Origin of the sequence: Aneurinibacillus migulanus (genome assembly GCF_001274715.1) — a bacterium.
Taxonomy (GTDB): domain Bacteria; phylum Bacillota; class Bacilli; order Aneurinibacillales; family Aneurinibacillaceae; genus Aneurinibacillus; species Aneurinibacillus migulanus.
Genome location: NZ_LGUG01000004.1, coordinates 2,522,829 through 2,548,421, shown reverse-complemented (window position 1 = coordinate 2,548,421; position 25,593 = coordinate 2,522,829). Strand labels below are relative to the sequence as shown.

Genomic DNA, 25,593 nt, shown 5'->3' with positions numbered 1-25,593 from the left:
ATTTTTCCTCCTTCTATTTGTGAAGTGACGCCAATTTTATTTTCAATCGGTTTACGCTTTCGGTGATATCGATACGACCAATAACCTCTGTCTCCTGTTCTGCGATGAAACGGCTCGGAGATGCAATCAGCAGCCAGAATGAAGTTCCCTTCTTCCTTAGCCCAATGCACTCGTAAGGCATTCCTTCAACAGCTTTGTATTCTGTCTGCAAGAATGTAATCATCCGTCCGCATTCTTCTACCGTCACCGTTTTTTGGTCGGTCAACTGTTGAACCATATCCAGAAACAGGATCGAAGTGAAATCCAGCGTTCCATCCTTTTCAAAAAACAGGCGATACGTTTCCCATGTTTCTTTATGCAAAACGTGATGAGCGACCAATCTCTCCCCTGTCATCTCCACGTTCACAGCATCTGGAGAAAAAAAGTCTGCGATATCATCAAGCGAATAGTCATCTTTCATTTCTTGAATCTTTTGGATGCGTGCCAGCACTTTATCCCGAGGAAAAAATGTTTCCTGGCCGGTAAAACTCGCTTTCTTAATAAACCATTCCTCTGGAATGATATTTTTCCTTTTCCATCGATACAACTGCCCATATGAGATTCCGGTTACTTCGAGCAGCTCTTTCTTGGAAATCAATGCATCCGGCATATGTTCATCTCCTCATCGAAACAAAACATTGTTACGTTTTTACAGTATAACATAACATTGTTACGAAAGAAAGAGAGATTCTCAAATTATATTTACTATACCGAAGGAGAATGTGAAGGATTGCTGGATATTAAGAAATAAATGCTTTATACAAGGGGATATGGAAGGGGGTAAAGCCGAAAAGGGGAGGCCAACTATATACATCTGATTTGATACATCGACAAATTTTTATGGTAGGAGGTAAGAAAAGAAGGAAGGGCGGTGGGCGGGAACAGTCGGAAAAAGACAGACGGGCCTTTCTTCTGTTAGATCACAGGGCGCATCCAACCTCTTTTTTTTCTGAATCGCCTACCTCCAACCACGCTCCCCCGTCAAAATATCAAGTGTAATTTATATAGATGAGATAGCAGCAATACAGGACATACCCAATCTCTTCTTTCTTCCAGTTTCCTGCCTCCCCCTACCAAATTAGGTCACAATATCAAACATTATTTATCGTCCTCTGCTCTACTTCTAACACACTTGTGTGTACTACTTCCCTTACTTCCTGGGCAGTATATACTTTATACTTCTCTATAATTTTAGCTAGAAAGCCGGTTACATGGGCGGCAGCGAAGCTATTGCCCTGCAGATTAAATTTCTGGAGCGGCCCTTCCAGGCGACGCGGAAAACCTAACGCGCGAAAACCGGCGGGTTCTTCTGCATTATAGTAGAATACTTGCCCACTACAATGCTCTCCTGCTTTTACGCCGTATACAGTCGGATAATAGGCGGGCCAGCACAACTGCCTTGTCTCATCGCAAGCCGATACGATTATAACCCCTCTGCGGTTCGCCTCTTCACAAATCGCCCGCAGTTCAGGTACGTCTCTGCTTACCCCCAGGCTCAAATTGATAATGTGCATCTGTGCGTCGATACACCATTCGATGGCGGCGCACAGGATTTCTACATAGGTGCTTAATGTACCATGAAAAATTTTAATCGCCCATATCTCCGCTTCGGGCACCTGTTCGTACAATACACCCGCCACCGCTGTACCATGTCCTAGTTCGTCATAATAAGCGTCACTCAAAAATAACCGCCCTTCCTCCGATACATGAAAGGCAATCCCGCCCGCCACACGTCCAATATGGGAATGCTCTTCATTGATACCGCTATCGATATGTGCGATCCTGATTCCTTTGCCGCGTCCCCATGCTTCGTCAGCCATGTTCCCTTTCCAGAGCATACGCTTCTCTCCTTTCCATCCGCGCGTTCCCGATTCGTATCATCGAGTCGCTTTCCAATGTCCACAATTGATTTACCCATGCAAGATTTTGTATGCGATGAGCGATAATAATGACCGTTTGATTCTGAAGTTTCTGCTGGATAAAGTTGAAAATCTTGCCTTCACCTTCTGTATCGAGATGGCATGTTGCCTCATCAAAAATAAACAGGTCCGCCTCCTGAAGAAAAGCCCAGGCCAGAATGAGCCGCTGCTTCATACCAGCCGACAATTTGGTTCCTCGTTCTCCAACCTGTGTCTTCAAACCATCAGACATAGCCATTACCGCTTCCTTAAGCCCAACTACCTCAAGCATCCCCCACATCTTTTCTATAGGTACGGGCTCCTTTCCTACCTGTAGAAACTCCTCAATTGTTCCGTGCCAAAGCGGATGATCATGCGCAACCAGACATACACGGCGATGCCAGGATTCACGGGTAAGCGTCTGAATATCCACTCCGTCACATCGGATAACTCCGGAGGATGGGCATCGCACCCGTGCCAGTAAATCTGCCAACGTGCTTTTGCCTGCACCATTCGGACCAATAATTCCTATTTTTTCGCCTTTTGCAATGGAAAATGACACATTTCTGAAAAGAGAAGCCCCTTCTTCATACGAAAAACTTACATTATCAAACTCAATATGCGAGCCGAACAAATGCATTGTCTCATCTCCGTTTTTATCTACAGACAAGCGAAGCATCGTTTCCGCGCGCTCTACGGCCACCCTCCCTTTCTGTAGGCGGATGTACAACTGAGCAAAGCCCTGAACGGAAGCGAACAGTTTCGTCTGGTATGCGCCAAACGCCAACAGCGTTCCCAGACTTAAAGATCCCGCAAGTACTTTTAAACCGAGATACCAGACCGTGCAAGCGGCAGACACTAGAATAATTGCCTGCGGAATCCCCTGTGCGCAACTGGTAAGAAGAGCGAGTTTGATTTGCTGTCCATTCAATCCATCCAGATTAACCCGATACCTGCCTGCGAGCGCATTCTCCAAACCAGCCCCTTTAATAAAGCGGGGGGAAGAGAGCGTATCAAACAGAAAGCTTTGGTTGTCTGCGATCATCATACGCATCCGCATATTTTCTCTATACAATAACCGGCGGAACAGACGTGTCACTCCTAAAAGCAAGGGCAGCAGACCTAAACAAAATAATGCCATTCTCCATTCCAGATACACCAACAAACTGACATCAATAAGAAATCCCAAACTAATAACCACGAGCTGCAGTACACCATCCGTATACAAGCGCTGCGCCTCTCCCGCATCCTCGTTAAGACGTAAAATGGTATCTCCGGCTCTTTGCTTCGAAAGAAAAGCACTATTCGCTTTTAGTAAACGGTCATACAGAGCGCTTTTCACTTCTTTTGTGATTTTCAAGCTGGTGTGCAGATAGCTATATCGGATGGCAAGAAAAAGTAAAAACCCTGTGAGCATACATGCTATGGCAACCGCCATCGCCCAGGAAAAAGAATAGGCCTGTTCAATAAACACACGATCGATTATCCACTTGCCAAACAGCGGTTGCACTGCGATGAGCACGATTGAACAAACGTTAAGGAACAGAATGAACAAAAACGACTTCCAGTGCGGCAGAATAAACGCGTAGATGCGTTTTGGCATCACGCACCCCCTACCTGTAATAGCACATTAGCCCCGAATCGCAAAAAGATGGCTGGTTTCTAACTTTCCGGGCAAAGCTTCGAATCCTGTCATCAGACGCTTCCGCGCGCACCTGATCGACCACTGCTTTGACAAGCTGGACACTCGCCAGCTTCCGGTACGGTGAACCTTCCCGCCCTACGATTTTCAGTGAATCAATGCCAGCCTGATACAATTCTGGCAGTGCACATAGACCACAAGGACCAAGCGGTAACCCATCCTGGGCCAGTTGGCAGCCACAATCGTTAACAAACCAGACAAATTCACGGTAGTCCGTCACCTGACTTTCCAATACCTGCCACTCTGCATGACTCAACGATACGTTACCGTCGGTTGACAGCGCGACATACTCCCACTGGCTCTGAGAACAGAATGCTCCCGCCCGGTTATGCGTCGTATGACAGAAGCTTTCTTCATAAACGCATCCATCATTTAAAATAAACATCTCTAGCTCAATATCCCCGGCAGCAGCTTTCATCTCAGCAATCTCTTCTATTTGTACAGAACGCGACAGAACAATACGCTCCGCTCCCAGCTCCCGATAAAGCTGAATACTTCCTGTATTCAGCGGAGCGGCCAGGCTGCTAACGTGAATTACAGCAGCGGGCACACGCTCCCTCATCGCCATCATCAAGCCGATATCGCTTACAATAAAAGCATCCACCCCAATATCCTGCGTACAGCGTACAATCAACTCAAGCAGCATCGGATATTGCTCCTCTACATAGTACGGCGCGTTTAACGTAAGATAGACCGGAATGTTGTAGCTATGCGAAGCATTCACCATGCTTTGTAGCTCTTTCAGCGACATAACGCCGGCGAACGGATTTCTTCGATTAATCCACACTCCAGGAGAATACTTTTCAATCCATTCCATCGGAGTAACACCACAGTAGAATTCTTCCGCACCGTTCTCTGCCAGCATCTCCACTTCCTGCAACGAACCGAGAGGCGCTAATATTTTCATATCTTATCCCTTCCTCTCTATATGAACTATACCGGTAGCCGCGGACTATAGACGACTCTGGCTGTTCCGGCTTGCATGAGGCGCCTAAGTCCAGTTTCAATAAGCGTTCGATTATGGGCATAGAAAGCCGTATTTCCCTTTTGAAATATTCGGTGTGTCATATCGGTGAATTGTTTGTTCTTTAATTCAAATGTATAGCGTTGGCATTGCTGCTTACAGTCCGGATCACCGCGAAACTTGTCTTTTTTGTCTGAATCCATAAACCCTACCATACAGGCGCTCCCACTTGCTACACAGCCAAACGGATAATGAAACGATAGAGCATGCGATTCCATTTCCTGTCCGAAACCCTGAATGACCTCGTCGAATTCAAGCCTAACCGTGTCAACCGCTTCGAGAAAACGTCCGAACCATTCAGATACGAGTCCACTCCCCTTCATTACATTTACCGCCCGAGGCGGAGCATCCTCATTGTCATAATAATCCGCGATTCGCGGATCTCGGATGACTTTGTTTAACAGCCGTCCGATAACAGGGCGCAGGATAGGAAACTGTTTCCGGATATGATAGTATACACCCCAATCGTTCACTACCACTTCCACCTCTTCCCCCACCCTTACAGCCTCTTGCTGCAACTCTGTAAGAATGGTAGTAAGCGCATGGAATTTCGCATTATGAACATAAGGTGTGACAAAGGTAAATGCTAGCCCGTTCCGCTGGCTATATTCCAGCACCTTCAGAACGGCAGCAGAAGAAATTAGACGATATTGGCAAAACTCGGAGCCAAAATAAAGACGATCCGGTCTTCGCTTTTCACCGTATACCGTTTCCCATGCTTCGAAAAATACCGTCTGTGTCTGTGCTTCAATCTCGTTCTGGTAATCGAAAGGTTTCCATGGCTTCTCGGTAAGCTTCATATCGCGCAGTGATTGGATCGCTACCGCAAACTCCATTGCTTTTCCCCCTTCTTTTTATGAAATGCCCGCTTCTCCAGAGGAAGAAGCGGGAACATGTTCCAGCAGGCAATAGCAGTTGGTACGATCGATTAGTTTTTAATGGCTTTCACTTTAATATCCATACCGTCTGTTGGAGTTTTTATGATTTTTTCTACGTTCAAATCGGTATCGGCTACAATAAAATCGTTGCCTCCTCCACCAAGATAAATCTTTTTGCCGTCCGTACTCATGTTAATACCATAGATTGTGCCGGTCGGCGGCTTTGTGTCTTTCATGACATGCCCGTTCTTCAAATCGACTTTGTACCAGTGGTTCATGATGACATATCCGTATTTTTCCTGCTCGTCTATAATGGCAGAGAACATACCTACAGGCTCTTTATCAAAGTCTTTGATTTTAAGGGTGCCTGTCTCCAGATTGGCCCAACCGATCCCCTCTGCCACGCGTCCATCTGGATATGTTGTTACCGTAGGAAAGGAGTTAAATTTCGTATTCTCTCCCCGCGGGAAGAGAAGTAGAATATTGGTTGAGCCTTGTTGTTTATTTTCCCTGTTTTTTATCCCCTCTTTTTTCTCAAGCTTCCATGCTCCAGTGTGTAACGTATAGAGGTCGTATCCCCAGATGAACAAGGTATTCGGGTCATTCTTTTTAAACTGTAGGCTGTGGATACCGTAAGGTGCTTCAATATCTCGTGTAACTTCCTTCGTTTTCAAATCGATTTCAATAATTTTACTGGGCAATGCTTTAAATCGATTGGTCTGCTTCTCTCCCTGAGTGACAAAAGCGTATGCCTTTGAGCCGTCCGATGAGATGGCTGATCCCCATACACGGCGATCCAGCATACCTTTGTCTGTACGTCCAATAAGATTTATTTCCTCTGTCACTTTATTCTGTATCGTATCGATGATATATAATGTGGTCCGGCCATTGGCAAGAAGCAGCGCCGTTCGCCCGTCTTCCGTAAAACTTACATCCCTGACAGGTCCTTTTACTTTAATACTGGCCACCACTTTAGGAACGGCAGGATCGATGACCGTCAGCTCCCCATATCCAGACACATACGCTCGTTCTATATAACTCTGTGCTGTATGGGCTCCAGAAAAGGCGAACAGGAGCAAAAACAACGATAGTGCGAAAGCATAGGCTATCTTTTTCCGCTTCAATTGCTCACACACCCCTCTTTCCCAATACCTGCAATTCGATCGAGAAACACTGGATTTTTCTCCATAATCTGTACATATGTCACAAGTCCGACAGTAATCCATTCATGCATCCAGTCGCAGTAATGCGCATTCGGCCGACGATAATCCCCCTGACGTTCCATTGCTTCGTAATAACATCCGCCGGAACAAATGTGCTTCAATGCACAGGTAGCGCACGATTCTTTACGATCTACATGCAGTTCATCAAGCATCTCTCGCTGCCGTCTCCTATTTACTCCTTCGTAAATATCGCCCAGTTTAAACCGTTCGTCTTCATTAAAGCGATGACATAGGTACAAACCTCCATCCGGGCTGACAGCAAAGAAACCCAATCCAGCACCGCACCCGTATGCCTTGTTCGTTCCAATATGCAATTCCTTTAGCAGATTCGTCAGATTGGAAAAGCCCAGATACCGATCATTAACGGCGTAATCAACATACAAACCAGCAATATCTTCGAATTGTCCTAGCAATGCTCGCATGTCTTGCTCATCCAGTGCCAGATGGTCATCCGTCTCGGTGACAGGCGCGAATCCTACTTCATAGAATCCTTTCGCCAGCAGGTGAACCAATGACTTCTCTACTTTCTCAAATCCTTTGGAGACGGTTACCCGGCTTCCCACCGGTGCGCTTCGATGTCCCTCCATCAATCGGGATACGTTGCGACTGATTTTCTCATACGAACCCTGTCCGCCCGCAAACAAACGGTGTCTGTCGTGCGCCTCCTTCGTGCCATCCATGCTAACTGATACGCCTACCCTGTATTGTTCCAGAAACCGTATCTTCTCCTCAGAGAGCAGCGTACCGTTGGTTGTAAGAGAATAGTTCACCTTTTTCCCCCATATGCGCCCTTGCTCACTTCCGTACTCAACGAGATACTTCAGCACCTCCCAGTTCAGAAATGGTTCTCCCCCAAATAAAACGAACGTGACTTCCTTCTCTCCATAGCTATTCTCCATCAGAAAACGAACCGCCTGTTCGGCTACTTCCCGGGATAAGTATTTTTTCGGTGCACCATATTCGCCATCTCCTGCATAGCAATACGTACAACGCAAGTTACATTCGTTAACCAGATGCACTACCAGAGTTTTCACCGGCATTCGTTCCGTATGCTTGGGAGTAGGCGGCGTGAGCGCAAAGCCCCGTTCCGAGCTTTTGCTCTCATATTGCAAAATCTCCAAATTCACTAGTTCCTGCAAAGCCTCCCTATGTTCCTCCCAACAATCCGTCCGTCCGAGATATGCTTCCACTTCGAATATCGTACTATCCCCTATATGTTTCCCGTTTTGTTTTGCAAAGGAGACTATATCCGCTGCTGCGTTATCGAGGGCAATAATCGTACCGGTTAAGCCGTGAAACAAATACGGATGACCGTCCACCTCAAAATCGATATAGTTACTTAGCCGTATCGTCGACATATGCCGTCCCCCCTTTCCGGTTAATTAACGACATTACTATAATCTGGCACTGTAACGACTAGATGGGTTTTCCCTGTCAACGTATATTCGCCATGGCGGTATGTCGCGATAACATTGACGCTTCCTACGTTTTCCTGGGTGAACGGACGCTCCTTATTCACCCCTTCAGCCGCCGGCGTAAATAAACCTGTTTTGCTATCTATGCTGCCGATGTAGCGCAAATCTTCGTCTTTTTCTCCTTCCGGGTATGGGACCAGCGCCCATTCAGCCGTTACCGGCATTAATTCAACATCGTCATCTGTTCCCTGTTTATTGTCTTTACCGCTGCTGTAGGCGTATGCGACAAATTGCGTGCTTACCTTGTGCATCGGACCAGCGCCGCCTATGCGAGCTACTGCGTATGGTGGAGTTACTTTTACATAATCGATGCGATCGTAGACCACCAGCTTTGGATGAACGATCGCTTTTTCCGTACCGATGGCACTCGTTCCCTCTATAGCGGTTTTACTTACCTCAAGCGATACTTTTAATCGGTCATCTGACAGAGCTGACATGTTTTTGATAGAAATGCCGGCAGGCAGTTTCAAATCCTGTGCTGTTAGCTGTTTTACATTCATGCCATAAAGAGTGAGTTCCTGTGTTTGCCCACGCTGGATAGCCCGGGGCTCCATATGAATGATTTCAGGCTTTTCGGTTTGCACTCTATAATACGTTTCTTCTCCTGTGATACCCGGATTGCTCGTATCTGACCAGTCGCCTTTGATCGTTTTTCCGTCCCTTCCAACGTTGAACGTACCGCGCAGCTTTTTGCCGGCCTGTTCATACTGCATACGCAACGCATATCCCGAATACATCTCTACGCTTCCCCTCGACTGAAGCGACGCATTCTGCTCTAGATAACGTACGCTCTTTCTCTCGACAAGTTTGCCATCTGTGCTCATAAACTCGCTGTCTCCAATGTATACACCTTTCGTGCCTTGAAAACCAACCACTTTCCATTTCCCTTCGACTTGCTGGCTTTTGCCTTTCCAACTCTCCCATTCTTTACTTTCCAATGGATATTGTTTAGCTAGATAGCTGATGGCGGCATCCGCTACAACCGGCCAATCGGTATGCCGGTGATTTAAATAAATAGATGGAAACATGACCAAATGGAAGTCTTTCAAATTCTTCCACTCTTCTTCCGTTCTGCGCTGTGCCAGAAAACGCCCACCGGCATGACAAGTCATACAGGCGTTTTGCAAGTTCGGATTCGTAATCTGATCTTCCATATGGGAAGGCTTGTCAGCGAGCCAATATTGCACGCTTTTCGCCTCTTCAGGTGAAAGCCCCCGCTCGTTACTTAAATCTTTAATAAGCTGCTTGCGCTGTTCATCGGTTACTTTCAGTCCATGTAGTCGCTCCATTCGTGCAATCGTCTGTGACCATCCTTCTGGCGTTTTTCTCATATATTCGATCCGCGCCAGCTTTCCATTCTCATCCACGGCGTGACATCCCATGCATGAAGCTTCGACCTGCTTGCTTACATGGGTTCCACCCATGCTTTGCGGTGTGACTACCGTCTCGCTTGCCTGGTTGCCTTGTCCGTTCCAGTACAGAGCAAAAAATATAATCGCACTGACAGCTATAAGCCCCAGCAAAAGAAGACGTATCCGATTCCCCTTCATGCTTCTCCTCCTTCCTACGGTTTTACGTACTGCAACTTCCGCCAATCATTTGCTGCCACCGGACATTCGTCGGAGTAGCTGCCATAATTCGTCAGTCCGTCCGGCACCTGGGCTGCCCACCAGCAATCGCCGTAACAGCCATAGATATCCCGGTAGTGGGGCTGGCATAACCCGTCAAGCACCATACCCGAGAAATCGGTTTCCCACCCGGGATCAAATAGCGTGGCACAACCCATCGGTAACAGGGATAGTCCTTCAACTTCCGGTTTTTTCTTTACATCTATGTGCGACTGCAGCTTTTTTCCTTTCCAGTTCAAAGGTTTTATATGCTCCATATTCCGCCCTCCTTTTTATAATTTTCTAAATATTTTAATGTAAATAAGACAAATATCTGTTAACCTATCATTAAACCTTCATCAAATTTCTATCAACTTCATTTGATAATTGCCGGCCTATATACATTACACTTGATAGTTTGACAGGGGAGCGTGGTTGGAAGGAGACGATTCAGAAAAAGAAGAGGGTGGATGCGCCCTGCGATCCAGCAGAAGAAAGGCAAACGTGTCTTTTTCCGATCGCTCCCGCCCCACCGCCCTTCCTTCTTTTCTTATCTCTCACCACAAGAATTTGTCGATGTATCAAATCAGATGTGTATAATTGCGTATTTATGATCAATAAAGATAAACAAATATTGATTTTAGGGCATAATTATAAGAAAATTTAAAGATATCACTAGATTGTAAGAGGTGAAAAGGATGGAGCCCGTACTTATCGTAGAAGACGACAAGGACATACAGCGGCTGTTGTCGACTTGCTTTGAACAAGAAGCGTTGCCCTACTCGATAACTTCTTCTGGTCTGGAAGCAGTTGAGTTTGTCAAAACCACTTCGACTTCGCTCATCCTGCTCGATATTATGCTGCCCGACTCAGACGGCATGGAGATTTGCCAGCAGATGCGTATGCTTACCTCGAGCCCGATTATGTTTTTGAGCTGTAAAAACAAAGATACCGATAAAATTCTTGGCTTCAGTCTCGGTGCCGACGATTATGTGGAAAAACCGTTTAATATTGGCGTACTGATGGCCAGAGTACGTGCCCATCTGCGTCGCGGGCGTCTACTACAGAAACAACAGCAACAGCACGAAGAACACCAAATCTACTTTGATAACATTTGCATTAACACACACTCGCGTGAAGTGCTTCGGGATAAGAAGATAATTTCTCTGACAGCAAAAGAGTTCGACTTACTTTGTTTCTTTGCCCGGCATCCTAACCGCGTTTTTACGCCCGAGCAACTCCTCGATAACGTCTGGGGAATGGATACGCTCAGCGAAAAGCGGACAGTAGTTGTTCATATCTCCAGCTTACGGCGAAGCATTGAGGAGAACCCGCTTCAGCCAAGATATATCATCACCGTCAGGGGAGTGGGATATAAATTTGCAGCTGTTTAATGCAATGACCCGATCTTTTTTTCTGAAAATCGTATGCTTTACAACGCTCCTTTCCTTTCTCCCATATACAGGATTGGGCTTATATAGCCTGATTCAGGTTAAGTCATTGTCCAACCGCATCACGGAGGAACAGACCCGAACTGCCATTGACGGTGTACTCGCTCAAAAGCTCGCATTACTTGAAAAAGAAGCGGAGCTAAACCAAGCGGAATTCACCCGTATTGAAACCGCTCTTAATCTGCTCCAAAAGCAGGCCGAATACATATTTGCCTTCCCCAAGCCTGATAGCGGAGCACGTATCGCTCTCAAGCAGACGCGAGAGGGATATCTGGCTTATCCCGATAGTAGAAATGCATCGCTCTTCCTCAGCTCCGCCGCCTCCCCATCAGCCCGTCTGCGAACAGATCTGGAGGTGGCTGTACAGCTAGAACCGCTGCTTAAGGAGATTCCGCGCAGCGAACCGAGCGTTAAAGCTGCCTTTTTCTGTTTTTCTGAATCAGGATTCTTGATTTACCCACCTATTAATGTTGAATATGAAGTGTCTCTCGGCCAACTACCTCCGGATCTTCGTGTTCAAAACTATGAATTTTATTATATTGCTGATGCCGCACACAATCCTGGCAAAGGCGTTATATGGACGCGCCCATATGAAGACCTCACTCATTGGAAATGGGTCGTAACCGCCAGCACCCCTGTTTATCTACCAAACGGTCAACTGCGGGGCGTGCTCGGAATCGATTTTCCGCTTGATCATATCGTCGACAAATTTCTATCATTGACCTTTTCCGAACCGAATGCGTTTGCTTTCATTACAGGCGAACAGGGCCAATTAATTGCAAGCAATCAATCGAAATCAGGACATACAGTTTCCACCCATTCGATGCACGGCCTCTTTGATTCCGATGGCCGACTGGTCCACCCTGTTCGAGAAGCAGGAGCAAAAACAAAAGGTGTGCGAAAGATTCCTTCTGCGAAGGGTGACGCTTATCTTTTGTTCGCCGCAATTCCAAACAGCGGTTGGACGATGAATTTCTATGTCCCGGAAGCGGATATCGCGGAACCGATTATCACCCAGGCAACAAAGCAAACAGATATGCAGCTAAAAAACTTTATTTTCCAGCTTTTATTTTTTCTCGTTGTCGGTGCTATTCTGCTTGTGCTCTTTTCGTATCGTTTTTCAAGAACCGTAACGGAACCGGTCAAGCGCTTGACAACGGCAATCAAAAAAAGCGGAGAAGGATATTACCGGCAACAAATCGAAGTGACGTCGAGGGATGAGATCGGTAATCTAACCCATACATTTAACTGGATGAGCCATACGATTCAACAACTAATCAGCGAGCTTAAAAAGCGCGCCGACCAATTGGAAGAGAAGGTAGGAGAACGAACAAGAGATCTGCAAACCGCAAATGAAAGATTAATGGAGATGTACGATCGCTTAAAACACTCGGAGCACGCGCGGTCTGAACTTATCGTACAAATCTCCCATGATTTAAAAACGCCGCTCACTTCGATCAAAGGGTACCTGCAGGCCCTTGCCGCATACGAACTTACACCTGAGAAAGAAGAAGAGTTCCTGCGCACCGTTCTTGCCCGTACAAATCATACGATTCAACTTATCGATGACTTATTCGAACTGTCTTCATTGGAAATCCATGCCTCTGCTCTGCAAAAAGAATGGCTTACGCTTGATTTTCTACTCGATTACGCATTGGATATGGCAATAAAGGAAGCAGAGGAATTAAACATTGAAGTACATACGGATTATCCCTCTGATTTGCCGCTCATCTTCGTCGATCCTGCAAAGATGAATCGTGCACTTGTAAATATTCTAGGGAATGCGATTAAATACTCCAGAAAGAAGGAGTTAATCCGTATCCATATCGTTTGTTACGAAGAGAATGGACAAGTAGTCGCTGAAATCACAGACAATGGCATGGGAATTTCGGAAGAAAATATGAAAAACATTTTCAGCATGTTCTATCGTGAGCCGAAGGCGAAAGAAGTGAACCGAACCGGAAGTGGCCTCGGCACCAGCATTGCTAAAAAAATCATCGAAAAACACGGTGGTGAGATCTCGATCGCAACAACATCTGATGTAGGGACAACCATTCGCATTGTTTTGCCCTGCGGAACGGAAGCAGAAGAAAGCGTCGTATGATGAAGCATACTACGGATAAAAAAGAGCCTGCAGCGCAGACTCTTTTTTTCATGTTATGGACTTACTTGGTATCCATAGATGGATAATCAACAGGTATGTTATCGGACCTTCTTTTTAGTAGAGTACGTCAACTTTTTCGACGCTTTACCAATGTTTGAGATAGACGAGTAGGGGGAATTGCTATTCCAGCGGGAGCCTTCCCAACAGGTATCGTAGCAATCACTCGATTTGATACTGTGTTGATTACAGAGACAATATTCGAGTTGATATTTGTTACATAGACTATAGCCATTTTATTTTCCCCCTTCTAAAAGCCTTACTACAGCTAATGCAGAAGGAATTTCAATAGAAAAAGCAACTATATAAGTTACACTTAATATTTTGACAAGGTAGCGTGGTTGGAAGGAGGAGGGATGGAGAAAGAGAGAGGGTGGATACGCCCTGCGCCCCGGCAGAAAAAAGGCGGTCGTGTCTTTTTCCGACCGCTCCCGCCCACCGCCCTTCCTTCTTTTCTTATCTTTCACCACAAGAATTTGTCGATGTATCAAATCAGATGTATATAGCTAAAGCCATCAGCGAAGTGCCTTGGTATCAATTCAGAACGATGCTTGAATACAAAGCAAAGTGGTATGGTCGTACTGTGGTTTCTATAGCGAATGGGACAGGGACGTAAACGCCAGTTTGAATATTCTTACTGAAGGCAAAAGGCAATTATCTGTATAATTGCAGTAGAAATACTCTTATCCTTATGTAGCAGAGCACTGCAAGAGTGCTCTTGAATTACGTGCTTATTTTCTTCTCTTAGCTCTGCGTGCCACGAAATCATTTTCATTTCCTAACAAGTCAAGAACTTCGAAAAGAAGATCTCTATTTTCTCTAATGAGTTCTCTATTTCTTCTAATTTCATTGCGTAGATCTCTATGGGTGATTATTCTTTGCGATGTTCTTACACGTCTTTTTACCATTGCTGTCCCTCCTTCCTTATCTTTATTAATACATTATATGTAAAGTAAATAAAGATGATTGGACAAGTATCTACTGATAAAAAAATGGGATAGATTATTCCTATAAATGCTAGGGATTGCTATCCAGCCTGAAACGGAAATACTGTTTCAGCATCATCCGTATTACGAAAATGGCATACAAAAAACAAAGCAACTCACATAGGCATAACCATGTGGGTTGCTTTAGTTTACAACTTGTAAATTATCGGACATTAAACATGCTGTTGCTCTCTTTAAGTAATCTTAGTTATTATATAAGGTGATACTACCCTTAGAAATGGAGACGGATTATGAATAGTTAGTGTCCAAGTACCTGGTGCTGATGGGAAACTCCTAACCGCATATGCGGGTACATTAAAATTAATATTCCATCCAGCACTGATAATTGCCCTAGCTCTTCCTCCCACTGAGCCCCCAGTTAATGTAAGAGTGAGAAATTGACCTGGATTAATAAAAAAACTCCGAAGTATAAAACGCTGAAATCCGTTCCCAAGATCATCCTGTCTAATATGTGCCCGGTTCACATTTAATATGATTTTTTTGTGCTTTACACCTGCTTTTTTTGCAACCTTGAGAGATGATTTTTTTTTCATGATTTCACCTCCTCTTATTCTTACAATAAATCAAACCTATTTTTAAACTTGTTCATGTCTTGATATTCATTCATCACAACCCTTAAATAAGTTTGATAATAGTAATAGTATATGGAGACAAACAGAAACGGCTTGGATACGTATCTACTCATAAAAAAAATAGGGTAACTTTCTTACCTAGATTTGTTTACTTTTACCACACTGATCTGATTCAGTTCCGCTTTAGTAAGAGGCTGGACATAAGCAAAGTTGTTCTTTGGCGGCATACCTTTGATAGCTCCAGCCGTAAATCTATTGGAGCCAGCCGGTCTAGCAATTCTTGTACGAAAGGCTTGCATGGCAAACCGAATAGGAAAGCTAGTGGAACGAAGCCCATCAGAAGAACCGGCAAAGGTAACAGCAGCTGCAAAGTTATCTCTCTCCCTTAACCAAACGGAACCAGAATCACCTGGGAGAGTTATTGGTCTACTACTGATTGTGCTGATTACTGTCTGGTTAAAAAAGCGTATGACTCCGAGCGCTGGTATTAATCTTGAATAGTCCACATCTACTACTACACCAATAGCTTCAACTACTCCTCTGACAAAACCTGTAGTACGTCCTGTTTTTTTGAAACGTTCTCCAACCCGGTAACTTAGCAGATGACCTGGAACTACAATAAGCCGGCCTGATGGACCGTCAAGGTATCGTGGATTTAGAAGGCTATTCCTATCTGGAATAGAAATAGCGGCATCCATAAAATTAGGACCTGTTCTACGAAGGGGAACAAATTCAAAAGCTCTGCCAACTCGATCCCTTCCGCTTATCCCACCATCTGAAGCACCGGGCTGAATGGTTTCAGAAAATACAGGACTGTTATTCCTGACTAGAACGTGATTATTACTCAAAATATACTCTTGTGAACCTCTAATAACATTGATTCCCGCTGTTCCAGTAAGCGGAGGATTTGATTGACCAATACTGACACCTCCAGGGACGGGACGAAATCTACTTCTATAAATTTGTGCTGGTCTAGCCGGAGGGTTGATCCTAAAAACCCCAGTTGGAATAAATCGAACCGGGAATGAGGAAGTTACACCTGCCACCTTTATAATTGTGGATGTCATAGCCTTTAAAAAAGACTTCTTAGTAGTCGATAAATTTTTATGTGTATACACAATAAGTGCTGCGCCTTTAGACGGTATTTTAGGGTTTGCGTACCCTACTCCGATCCCCGTAACTTCAGGGCGGTTGAGCATTTTAAGATAAATTTTATCTTTTAGCTTTATAGCTTCACGAAAGCTAGCCATTTACATCCTCCTTTAAATAGTGATGATTATAACAAGGGTGTTGATTATCTAGTACCATCTAGAGTGGATAGCCACCACACCGTGCCTCAAACGGGCGTCGGTTTGTCTCCCACCCGGAAGCGTAAAAGGCCGCTTTTTGCCCCAGCCAGGCGGGACCGCAAAACATCCGGGTAGACACGAAGAGGGAGAGGCCCAGATGTTTTGCCGGTCCGGCCTTGGCGCCACAAAGCGGCCGTATCTCTTCCTTGCGAGAAAAAGACGAGGGAACACGCCGACGCGTGCATCGTATTCCTTCCAATCTATGGATAATCAACAGGTGTGTGATTATAATATAATATGGCCGCTTGTCTTACTATGATTAAGCTATAACCTACTCAAATTACTATTTTTTAAGATTAAACAAAAAAGAGGTTGTTGCTTGTTATAAGCATCATTGCACGCATATATATGAGATGCATTCATTCGGTGAGGTATCGTTATGGCTGGATGTTATATTACAGGCGGCTCAGGCACCGCCTTGTATGTGGAAGATACCGGAAACCGATACGGAAAACCGATCGTATTCATTCACGGTTTCTCACAAAGTCTCCTATGCTGGAAAAAGCAACTTCAATCCCATATGGCCAAAGAATTCCGGTTAGTGGCTATGGATATTCGCGGTCACGGATGGTCGGAAAAGCCGATAGAGGAATACGATAGTCCAAAGAATTACGCCGATGATATTCAAGCAGTCATCAAAACATTGAAGCTACGTCATCCGATTCTTGTTGGGTGGTCACGTGGAGGCGCGTTAGTATGCGATTATCTTCAATACTACGGGGAGGGGAGGGGAGGGCGATATTTCAGGCATTCATCTTGTATTGGCGAGCACTTCTATTGGAACAGAGAACGAAAAGCGCTTTATGTCATCTACAGCGACACGGCTTTTCCCCGGACTTGTCCCAGACGATGCAGAGACGAGCAGCCGCACCTTGCAGGAATTCGTCCAGAATCTCTTTTTTCTCCCATCGACTGTTCAAGACTACTATTTTATTCTAGGATATAACACCATTGTTCCTTCATATGTTCGTCGCGGATATCTTACACCACAGCATGCAAAAGAAGCTGTTCTTTCTCGCATCACAAAGCCGTTTCTGCTTACGCACGGAATCGAAGACCGACTGGTGTTGTTCCAACAGACTCTATATAATCAACGAATCATTATGCACAATCATGTATCCTTGTACACTTGTACCAGCCACCCCCCATTTTGGGAAAATCCCCGACGCTTCAACGAAAAACTCACATGGTTTACGAGAAATATAGCCAGATAAACATCAACAACCGCCGGTTCCCCCGGCGGTTGTTATCGATGTGTTACTTTTATGTTTTCAAGTACTTTATCCGACAATAGGGAGGCTGCTTCCGTGTCCATCAATACTGTTACATTCGCATGTTGCTTGAGCACTGTAACCGGCCACTCATTCGTAACTTCTCCCTCTAGTAAATGAACCATCGCCTGGGCTTTTCCTTTTCCGCTCGCTAGCAGAAGAATTTCCTTGGCACGAAGAATGCTTGTAATTCCCATTGTTATGGCATGATGCGGCACGTTCTCCAAGGAACCGAAATGCTTGGCGTTCGCCTCGCGCGTCGAAGAGGACAGCTCTACTTTATGGGTACGGCTATCAAACGATGTTCCCGGCTCATTAAACCCGATGTGACCATTTCGTCCTACACCAAGCACCTGCAAATCAATCCCGCCCACTTCTTTCATTCGTGCTTCGTACCGTTCGCACTCGGCATTCGTATCAGCCGCCATACCATTCGGAACATGTGTCTGAGCAAGCGGTATACCCAGTGGGAGAAACAATTGCTGATTCATATAATAACGGTAGCTATAAGGTGAATCAGCCGCCTCTCCCACATACTCGTCCAGATTAAATGTTGTGAGCCTGGAGACGTTTAGCGGGTGTTCTTGATGCAACCGTAGGAGTTCGCGATACAAGCCAAGTGGTGTATCACCTGTGGCAAGGCCAAGCGTAACCTTCCCCTTCTGTCGGATGCGATCGTATACATGCCGTGCAGCCATTTCGCTAATTATCCGATAATCCTTGACTATCCTTATATTCACTTCTATCACCTCTATAAGATAGTATACTTGATAACTTAACACTGCTCTTCCTAATCCTGCAGCATACAATAAGGAGGTCGGCTATACTTACCAACCTCCCTCCTCTTTTTTCACTAAACATGGAAGAGTGCCAATTTACCAAAGTTACCTATATATTACACATAATCGTCCAATATTGGTAGGGTGACGACTCATTTTGTAGCAATGGTGTTGATTATCCAATACTATCCAGAAAAGATAGCCACCACACCGTGCCCCAAACGGGCGTCGGTTCGTCTCCCGCACAGAAGCGTAGAGGGCCGCTTTTTGCCCTAGCCAGGCGGGACCCTACCGCAAAACATCTGGGTAGACCCGAAGAGGGAGACGAAGAGCCTTGTTTGTGTTCCGTTGTAGTAGTCTTTTCCTCTCCGAACAATCAACACCCTTGGTATCCATAGATGGATAGAAAAGCAGGACGTGTACGGCGTGCATCTTATAAATTCCAATATACGAATAATCAACAAGTGTGATTTTGTAGTTTTAGTACATTGTTTAATTTTTCATCCCGCTCTGTGCAATTCCCTGAATAATATAACGCTGGAAAAAGATAAATACGATGAGAAGCGGCAACGTCGCCATCGTTAGTGCTGCCATGACTTGACCGTATTGTACAGGCGGTTGATGAAAGAAAAATTGCATTCCTACCTGCAGGGGACGTACACGGTCATCTGTCGTCATAATGAGCGGCCACATGAAATCTCCCCAATGGGTAATAAAAGTAAGGATGCCGACCGTTGTAAATACCGGCTTCGAAACAGGCACAACGATTTGAAAGAAGATGCGCAGCGTTGATGCGCCATCAATGCGGGCCGACTCTTCCAGTTCACGCGGCAGATTAAGAAAAAACTGGCGAAACATAAAAATATTAAAAGCATTTGCAATAAACGGCACAATCAACCCCGTATAGGAGTTCAGCCAGCCGAATTCGTCCACAACAATGTAGAGCGGCAGCAGAATGCTTTCGAACGGTACGATAATAAGCGCTACTACTATCGCAAACAGTACGTCCCGCCCTTTGAACTTCATCCGAGCGAATGCATAGGCTGCAAGCGCATTGACCAAAAGCCCAAACAGCATAATGAGTGTAACATACAGTACACTCGTCCACACATAATGCAGAAAAGGAATGCGGGCAAACACTTGATGGTAATTCTCCAGTGAGAAGGAAGTAGGAACAAAAGCTTTAAAAGAACGCAAATCAGCAAAAATTTGTGCTTCATTCTTAAAGCTGGAAACGATCATCCAGAGCAGTGGAAACAGAAAAGCTGTGGCTAGCAGCAGTAATACGATGTAAAGCAAAATCGTTTGCATACGAGAATACCGATGCATATTTTCACCTTCTTATGATTCTTGCGTTTCTTTTACCAGCTTGCGCTGAACGATGGAGATAACAAGCACAATCACAAAAAATACGATAGCAATCGCTGAAGAATAACCGACATCACGAAACTTGAACCCTTCTTCATAAACCATATAGACAAGCGTTTTTGTTGCATCCAGCGGTCCTCCCTGTGTCATGACAAACGGCTGGATAAACAACTTGGTGGCGGCGATTAACGTAATCAATGCAACGAAGACGATAACATTGCGCAACCCCGGCAGCGTAATATGGAGAAATTTTTGCCATGTGCTTGCCCCATCGATAGAGGCGGCCTCATACAAATGTTCCGGAATATCCTGAAGTCCGGCGAGAAAAATCATCATCTGATACCCCGCTCCCTGCCAGACTGACATCAATACGATCGAAGGCATCGCTTGCGTCGGACTGGTGAGGTATTCAAATGGGCCGAGTCCGACAATGTCGAGTACGGCATTCGCCAGTCCATTCGTTGGATTGTAGATAAATGTCCATAGAATGGAGACGACGACCATCGATGTCATAACAGGTGCGATAAATGCAGCCCGGAACCAACGAATTCCTCTGAGCTTCTGATTGACCAGCAAAGCAAGCATAAGGGCAGTGATAGCTTGCAATGGTACGACCAGTCCTACAAACAAAAACGTATTTCCGAGCGAACGAAGAAATAGTTTATCTTCGAGTAGCCGCACATAATTTTCTGTGCCAATAAATTTCGTCTGATCAGGTAAAAGCAAATAATAATTCGTAAAGCTATAATAAAGAGCCATCAAAGCAGGTAGAAGCAAAAAAACAAACAAAAGAATAAGTGCTGGCGCACTGAACACATAACCGGGCAATGACCGCATAAATCGGCTGCGACCTGTCCTTTTCTTTTTTTGTTTCACTATAGAAAGCCTCCTTTCCCAATCCGTATATGGAAGAAAAAGAGTGTACGCAGCGCGTACACTCTCTACCATTACCGGCTAAAACGTTGCAATTCCCGGTCGGTTTCCTGCGCCGTTTTATCCAATGCTTCCTTCACGTTTTGCCCCATGGCGGCCGCTTGATATGCTTCTGCGAATTTCGCGCTCAAAACAGGATATGCAGGCGTAGCCGGACGGGCATGCGCCGTATTAAGCACCTGATCTTTGATGACTTTTAGCGGCAGCTCGTTATACTGCGGTAGTTCTTTAAATGCGGATTCGCGCGCTGGTGGCATGCCGGTCTGCTTGGAAATTTCGACTGCCGACTCCTTATTGGTCATCCATTTAACGACTTCTGCCGCTTCCTTCGGGTGTTTGGTTTGCGCTGAGATACCAAACGCCCAGGAGCCGGATGCCGATACTTTTTGTTTGCTGTATGGCAGATATGTCATGCCCCAATCCAGGTCTTTGTATTTATCGAATCCCTGTATAATCCATGGCCCCTGAATCGACATTGCGGCGCGTCCTTCTTCAAAATCAGTTGGAGTATCCGAGATATTGGCTGATTTATCCGCAAACAGCTTATGAATAAATTGAAGCGCTTCCACGGAAGCTGGAGCATTCACATATCCCTCTGCCTTTTTCTTATCTGGCGCGAGTAACTCCCCCTCGTTCGACCAGACAAATACAGACCCGAGAAATGTCATCCACTCTCCAACTCCAAGATTCATATTAAGCGTGACGCCATAGCGCCCCTCTTTGGATAGCTTTTTCGCGTTATCGGCGAATTGCTGCCAGGTCCAGGCTTTATCGAGACTGTCCGGTGGCGTAATTCCCGCTTCTTTCAGCAATTTTTTATTATAAAAGAGAACAAGTGAAGACTCCATGGCTCCGAGCGCATACAATTTTCCTTCATATGTACCCTGCTGAATGATAGAGTATGCAAAATCTTTTTTATCCGTTTCATCAATATATTCATCAAGCGGAGCAAGAATGCGGGTCGCTGCATAGTTGGCAACAAACGGTCCATCCATATCAAGAATGTCCGGCAATCCTCCGCTTGTAACAGCGGCATTGATTTTATCTTCGTACGCATGACCAGCACCGCTCGGGATAATTTGCAAATTGACGTTAATTTTTCCTTTATATGCTTCATTGAATTCCTGGATACGCTTTTTATAGAACGCGACCTCTTTTTCCTGTCCCTGATGTGCCCACATATTCAGCTTTACTTCACCACTTCCCTCCGGGTTATCCTGGGCTGGAGCGGATGTTGAACCGCTCCCGCATGAGGTTAGCAAAAACATAAGCAACAAACACAAAGACACGACAGTTATTCGTTTACGAATGTGATACATGAGTACACTCCTTTCTAAATGCATAAACTATGTAGCTATTTCCACTTACCACTTTTTTCTACTTTTAAATCTATTCATTGTAATACGACAAAATGTGTTTCTATGTATGATAGGATTCATCTTCTGTGGTAAAATAAAAGAGACGAGTCGATCACGTATACAGCAAGGTGATATGATATGGGAATGATTTATTTGGCTTTCGGTACAGCCGCAGCCATTTGGTTGATTATCCTTATAGGGATTATTGTCGGAGTCGTTCTTAACCGAAGAGACAAGAAGAAAAGAAACTCCTAATAATCCGATTTTTTCAATGAACAAAGCAGCCATCGAAAAGCTGCTTTGTTCCTTTCTTAACCATAAAAAAACGCCTCCGTTTTCGGAAGCGCCTCCTACTTGCTTTATTAAATAACAGTCGAAATAAACTTGGTCTCCAGAAAATCGTCTAACCCGTCCGGTCCGCCTTCGCGTCCCATTCCACTTTCCTTCATGCCGCCAAACGGTCCCTGTACAGTAGTCGGAACGGCGTCATTTACTCCGACAATCCCATATTCAAGCGCTTCGGCGACACGGGTAGCGCGGGATAAATCTTTTGTAAAGAAGTAGGCTGCCAGCCCATAAATCGTATTGTTCGCCTTTTCAATCACTTCCTCATCAGTACGGAACGTAAATACCGGTGCTACAGGCCCGAATGTTTCTTCATATGAAATGAGCATCTCCTCATTAACACCGGTCAGAATAGTCGGTGCATAGAAGAAACCTTTCTCCCCACCGTCCGGCGTATATTCCCGTCCACCCGTAGCAACGAGCGCACCTTTCTTGACTGCATCTTCTACATGGCTCTTTACTTTATCAACCGCAGCTTGGTCAATGACCGGACCAAGCTCTACATCCTCTTCTAAACCGTTGCCTATTTTCATCGCTTCTACCTTCTGTGTAAACAACCGGGTAAACTCTTCCTGAATCGACTCATGAACATACACCCTGTTGGCGCAAATGCATGTTTGACCACTATTACGGAATTTGCTGGCAATGGCTCCCTCCACCGCTTTCTCCAAGTCCGCGTCCTCAAATACGATGAGAGGCGCATGACCGCCCAGTTCCATGGACACCCTCTTCACTTGATCCGCTGCTTGTTTCATTAATTGTTTTCCGATTTCCGTTGATCCTGTAAACGTAATTTTACGAATGCGTTTATCGGTCAAAAGCGTGTTGCCTATTTTGCTGGAACTACCGATAACAAGGTTAACAACACCTTTTGGAACGCCTGCTGCCTCGGCGATTTTGAAAAATTGCACCGCACTGCCTGGCGTTTGACTAGCCGGTTTGAATACGATCGTGCAGCCAGCGGCAAGGGCCGGCGCGATTTTTCTCGTAACCATAGACAATGGGAAATTCCATGGTGTAATGGCTCCAACCGGACCGACTGGCTGACGAATCGCTTGCAGTCGTTTATTCTTGGCGCTCCCGGGGATCGTCTTACCATAGACGCGCTTCGCCTCTTCCGCATTCCACAATACATAATCAGCTGCAATTTTTACTTCACCGCGCGATTCCCGAATCGGCTTACCCATCTCAAGTGAAATCATGCGGGCTAACTCTTCTTTTTGCTCTAGCATCAACTCATACATCCGCATCATGATGGAAGCGCGTTCGGAAGCCGGCAGTTCTGCCCACTGACGAAAAGCGGCGTGACTTGCATCAATCGCTTTTTTCGCATCGCGTTCATCTCCATACGGCGCAATGCTTACCGTTTCGCTTGTGGCTGGATTGATAACATCATAGAAGTCGCCGGATACTGCGTCTTGCCATTCCCCGTTAATAAACAGTTGATATTTTTCCATTCGTATCACCCCACCATTAGATTTCGTAAGCCAGATTCGGGCTTATCCCTTTCAACCTTCTCTATACCGCCCCTTACTTCCTGCTGGTTTTGCAAGGTTTTCGATTCGCTAGCACATCGATATAGAATGCTGCAATAAAACAGATGATATGATACTTATATTAGTCACACTTGACTATATAGACCTTTAAGTCGTATAATCACACTCAGATTAGTAATAACAAGGAAATGTATGGAGTCATTGCAATGAGGTGTAAAAAATGAATACTAAGAGAGCGCTTCCTATTTTATTTGCCGTGATGTTTCTTGTTATGGTGGGCTTCGGCATTATCATTCCGGTGCTGCCGTTCTTTGCAGAACAACTCGGCGCGACTCCGGCACAGCTCGGGTGGCTGATGGCCGTTTATTCACTTATGCAATTTATATTCGCTCCAATGTGGGGTGGAATATCCGATCGAATCGGACGCAAGCCGGTCATGCTTATCGGTATCGCCGGGCTTTCGTTGTCCTTCTTTCTGTTCGCTGTTTCCACACAGTTATGGATGCTATTTGCGGCACGGATTCTTGCCGGCTTTCTATCATCAGCCAATATGCCAACTACGATGGCATATGTAGCTGATGTTACCACGCCTGAAAACAGAGGCAAAGGTATGGGCATTATCGGAGCGGCGGTAGGGCTTGGCTTTATCTTCGGTCCAGCCATCGGGGGCATCTTTTCCAAAACAAGCTTAAGTACGCCGTTCTTCATCGCCGGAACCGTTTCGGCTATTACGTTTCTATTCGTTCTGTTCTTCTTAAAAGAATCTCTTCCGCCGGAAAAGCGTACCGTTCGCACGTCAGGCACAAAAGAGTCCCGCTGGAAAGCGTTTAACGGTCCAACATCCGTACTGTATATTCTACAATTCTTCGTTTCTTTTTCTCTGGCAGGGCTTGAAGCAACGTTTGCCTATTTCGCATTTGCCCGCGCAGGCATCGGTACGACGAATCTTGGCTATATTTTCATGATTATGGGACTGGCAGGTGCGATCGTACAGGGCGGACTGGTAGGCAGATTGACAAAAAAATTCGGGGAAGGCGCAGTCATTCAGATGGGGCTTGTCGTGTCCGCTATCGGATTTGGCCTCATTCTTTTGACGAACAGCTTTGTGACTGCGGCGATTTTCCTGACGATTTTCGGCCTTGGCAACGGGGTAATTCGTCCAAGCGTGTCGGCGCTTATTACAAAGCGAACAGAAGTTGGGCAAGGCAGCGCCACCGGGCTTCTGTCATCGTTCGACTCACTTGGGCGCATTGCGGGTCCTCCGATTGGTGGAGCATTATATTCGATGCAAATCGGCCTGCCATATATCTCGGGTCTCATCGTATCCGCCATTGCGTTTATTTTGTATCGCTTTTATATGAGAAAAGAACAAAAAACTTCATTACCTGTCTGATTAAGCAAAGCCGCAGTCATATTTCTGACTACGGCTTTTGTTATATTACCTTATTATTGAATACTTGCATCTTTATCCCAGAAAGAAAATTCATATAAGATTTACTTTTTCTTTTTTTAGTAAGCGTTTTCATCTTTATAGTATCAATACCTGCCAAGAGAATATTGCCTGAAAATTCAAGTTTGAGCGCCTTGAAACGAAAAGTATCGTCTGGTAGTGTAGTAACCCGTAAGCAACACTGCGGATAGGAACGAAGATTCAGCA

26 protein-coding genes and 1 pseudogene are annotated in these 25,593 nt (G+C 45.4%); 6 read left to right on the top strand and 21 right to left on the bottom strand.

Going from position 1 to position 25,593, the window contains the following annotated elements; all coding sequences use genetic code 11:
* Window positions 1-13: 13 nt before the first annotated feature.
* A complete protein-coding gene (locus AF333_RS14085) occupies window positions 14-649 on the bottom strand; it encodes a DUF4004 family protein (RefSeq protein ID WP_043064120.1) in 636 nt (211 codons plus the stop codon).
* A gap of 209 nt (window positions 650-858) precedes the next feature.
* Between AF333_RS14085 and AF333_RS35255 the strand changes: the two genes are divergently transcribed.
* Window positions 859-1,038, top strand: coding sequence for a hypothetical protein (locus tag AF333_RS35255; protein WP_235496449.1), 180 nt, complete (start codon window positions 859-861; stop codon window positions 1,036-1,038).
* 92 nt (window positions 1,039-1,130) lie between these two features.
* Here AF333_RS35255 and qhpE read toward each other — a convergent pair whose 3' ends face one another.
* The 9 genes from qhpE to AF333_RS36795 all read right to left on the bottom strand — a co-directional run bounded on the left by qhpE (window position 1,131) and on the right by AF333_RS36795 (window position 10,431).
* Complete coding sequence (qhpE, locus tag AF333_RS14080; protein ID WP_052811726.1) at window positions 1,131-1,877, bottom strand: subtilisin-like serine protease QhpE; 747 nt, start codon at window positions 1,875-1,877, stop codon at window positions 1,131-1,133.
* Entirely contained in the window at window positions 1,852-3,540 is a 1,689-nt protein-coding gene (locus tag AF333_RS14075) for an ABC transporter ATP-binding protein (RefSeq protein ID WP_043064119.1), read from the bottom strand. The genes qhpE and AF333_RS14075 overlap by 26 nt, the downstream gene beginning before the upstream one ends.
* Window positions 3,541-3,550: 10 nt before the next feature.
* Window positions 3,551-4,546 (bottom strand): peptidase U32 family protein, encoded by a 996-nt coding sequence (locus tag AF333_RS14070; RefSeq protein WP_043064118.1) that lies wholly within the window; start codon window positions 4,544-4,546, stop codon window positions 3,551-3,553.
* A 26-nt stretch (window positions 4,547-4,572) separates the two neighbouring features.
* Window positions 4,573-5,499 (bottom strand): hypothetical protein, encoded by a 927-nt coding sequence (locus AF333_RS14065; RefSeq protein ID WP_052811725.1) that lies wholly within the window; start codon window positions 5,497-5,499, stop codon window positions 4,573-4,575.
* A 92-nt stretch (window positions 5,500-5,591) separates the two neighbouring features.
* Entirely contained in the window at window positions 5,592-6,665 is a 1,074-nt protein-coding gene (locus AF333_RS14060; protein WP_043064117.1) for a YncE family protein, read from the bottom strand.
* On the bottom strand, window positions 6,662-8,122 hold the full coding sequence (locus AF333_RS14055; RefSeq protein WP_043064116.1) for a radical SAM/SPASM domain-containing protein: 1,461 nt from the start codon (window positions 8,120-8,122) through the stop codon (window positions 6,662-6,664). Before AF333_RS14055 ends, AF333_RS14060 begins: the two co-directional genes overlap by 4 nt.
* A 20-nt stretch (window positions 8,123-8,142) precedes the next feature.
* Window positions 8,143-9,789, bottom strand: a complete 1,647-nt coding sequence (gene peaA, locus AF333_RS14050; protein ID WP_043064115.1) for a quinohemoprotein amine dehydrogenase subunit alpha — start codon at window positions 9,787-9,789, stop codon at window positions 8,143-8,145.
* Window positions 9,790-9,803: 14 nt separating this feature from the next.
* Window positions 9,804-10,124: a quinohemoprotein amine dehydrogenase subunit gamma gene (gene qhpC, locus AF333_RS14045; protein ID WP_043064114.1), complete on the bottom strand. Its 321-nt coding sequence runs from the start codon at window positions 10,122-10,124 to the stop codon at window positions 9,804-9,806.
* Window positions 10,125-10,296: 172 nt separating this feature from the next.
* Window positions 10,297-10,431, bottom strand: coding sequence for a hypothetical protein (locus AF333_RS36795; RefSeq protein WP_268753616.1), 135 nt, complete (start codon window positions 10,429-10,431; stop codon window positions 10,297-10,299).
* Window positions 10,432-10,544: 113 nt separating this feature from the next.
* Here AF333_RS36795 and AF333_RS14040 point away from each other — a divergent pair, with 113 nt between their 5' ends.
* Window positions 10,545-11,240, top strand: a complete 696-nt coding sequence (locus AF333_RS14040) for a response regulator transcription factor (protein ID WP_043064113.1) — start codon at window positions 10,545-10,547, stop codon at window positions 11,238-11,240.
* A 4-nt stretch (window positions 11,241-11,244) separates the two neighbouring features.
* Window positions 11,245-13,401: an ATP-binding protein gene (locus AF333_RS14035; protein WP_235496448.1), complete on the top strand. Its 2,157-nt coding sequence runs from the start codon at window positions 11,245-11,247 to the stop codon at window positions 13,399-13,401.
* A gap of 127 nt (window positions 13,402-13,528) precedes the next feature.
* Here the strand turns inward: AF333_RS14035 and AF333_RS31810 are convergent, their stop codons facing one another.
* The gene (locus AF333_RS31810; RefSeq protein WP_080787577.1) at window positions 13,529-13,693 is read right to left on the bottom strand and encodes a hypothetical protein; all 165 of its coding nucleotides are present in this window, start codon (window positions 13,691-13,693) and stop codon (window positions 13,529-13,531) included.
* A 1-nt stretch (window position 13,694) separates the two neighbouring features.
* Complete coding sequence (locus tag AF333_RS35250; RefSeq protein ID WP_235496444.1) at window positions 13,695-13,949, bottom strand: hypothetical protein; 255 nt, start codon at window positions 13,947-13,949, stop codon at window positions 13,695-13,697.
* Between AF333_RS35250 and AF333_RS37435 the strand changes: the two are divergent.
* A pseudogene (locus AF333_RS37435) lies at window positions 13,931-14,056 on the top strand (zinc ribbon domain-containing protein); the annotation flags it as partial. The gene AF333_RS35250 and the pseudogene AF333_RS37435 overlap by 19 nt on opposite strands.
* A 133-nt stretch (window positions 14,057-14,189) precedes the next feature.
* Here the strand turns inward: AF333_RS37435 and AF333_RS33665 are convergent.
* The 4 genes from AF333_RS33665 to AF333_RS35240 form a co-directional block, all read right to left on the bottom strand.
* Window positions 14,190-14,366, bottom strand: a complete 177-nt coding sequence (locus AF333_RS33665; protein WP_158502290.1) for a hypothetical protein — start codon at window positions 14,364-14,366, stop codon at window positions 14,190-14,192.
* 272 nt (window positions 14,367-14,638) lie between these two features.
* Window positions 14,639-14,998, bottom strand: a complete 360-nt coding sequence (locus tag AF333_RS14030) for a hypothetical protein (RefSeq protein ID WP_043064111.1) — start codon at window positions 14,996-14,998, stop codon at window positions 14,639-14,641.
* A 173-nt stretch (window positions 14,999-15,171) separates the two neighbouring features.
* Window positions 15,172-16,287 (bottom strand): chymotrypsin family serine protease, encoded by a 1,116-nt coding sequence (locus AF333_RS14025; protein WP_043064110.1) that lies wholly within the window; start codon window positions 16,285-16,287, stop codon window positions 15,172-15,174.
* Window positions 16,288-16,345: 58 nt separating this feature from the next.
* Complete coding sequence (locus AF333_RS35240) at window positions 16,346-16,585, bottom strand: hypothetical protein (protein WP_235496443.1); 240 nt, start codon at window positions 16,583-16,585, stop codon at window positions 16,346-16,348.
* A gap of 180 nt (window positions 16,586-16,765) precedes the next feature.
* On the opposite strand from AF333_RS35240, the gene AF333_RS14020 reads away from it, so the two are divergent.
* Window positions 16,766-17,332, top strand: coding sequence for an alpha/beta fold hydrolase (locus tag AF333_RS14020; RefSeq protein WP_052811724.1), 567 nt, complete (start codon window positions 16,766-16,768; stop codon window positions 17,330-17,332).
* Window positions 17,333-17,632: 300 nt separating this feature from the next.
* Here the strand turns inward: AF333_RS14020 and nagB are convergent, their stop codons facing one another.
* The 5 genes from nagB to AF333_RS13995 form a co-directional block, all read right to left on the bottom strand.
* Complete coding sequence (gene nagB, locus AF333_RS14015) at window positions 17,633-18,397, bottom strand: glucosamine-6-phosphate deaminase (protein WP_043064277.1); 765 nt, start codon at window positions 18,395-18,397, stop codon at window positions 17,633-17,635.
* A 531-nt stretch (window positions 18,398-18,928) separates the two neighbouring features.
* Window positions 18,929-19,747: a carbohydrate ABC transporter permease gene (locus AF333_RS14010; RefSeq protein ID WP_200894925.1), complete on the bottom strand. Its 819-nt coding sequence runs from the start codon at window positions 19,745-19,747 to the stop codon at window positions 18,929-18,931.
* Between the two features lie 30 nt (window positions 19,748-19,777).
* Window positions 19,778-20,680: a carbohydrate ABC transporter permease gene (locus AF333_RS14005; RefSeq protein WP_235356011.1), complete on the bottom strand. Its 903-nt coding sequence runs from the start codon at window positions 20,678-20,680 to the stop codon at window positions 19,778-19,780.
* Between the two features lie 71 nt (window positions 20,681-20,751).
* Window positions 20,752-22,056 carry an ABC transporter substrate-binding protein gene (locus AF333_RS14000; RefSeq protein WP_043064108.1) on the bottom strand — a complete coding sequence of 435 codons (1,305 nt, stop codon included), beginning with the start codon at window positions 22,054-22,056 and terminating at the stop codon, window positions 20,752-20,754.
* Window positions 22,057-22,457: 401 nt separating this feature from the next.
* On the bottom strand, window positions 22,458-23,897 hold the full coding sequence (locus tag AF333_RS13995; RefSeq protein ID WP_043064107.1) for an NAD-dependent succinate-semialdehyde dehydrogenase: 1,440 nt from the start codon (window positions 23,895-23,897) through the stop codon (window positions 22,458-22,460).
* Between the two features lie 259 nt (window positions 23,898-24,156).
* Between AF333_RS13995 and AF333_RS13990 the strand changes: the two genes are divergently transcribed.
* On the top strand, window positions 24,157-25,329 hold the full coding sequence (locus AF333_RS13990) for a tetracycline resistance MFS efflux pump (RefSeq protein ID WP_043064106.1): 1,173 nt from the start codon (window positions 24,157-24,159) through the stop codon (window positions 25,327-25,329).
* The last annotated feature ends 264 nt before the right edge of the window (window positions 25,330-25,593 follow it).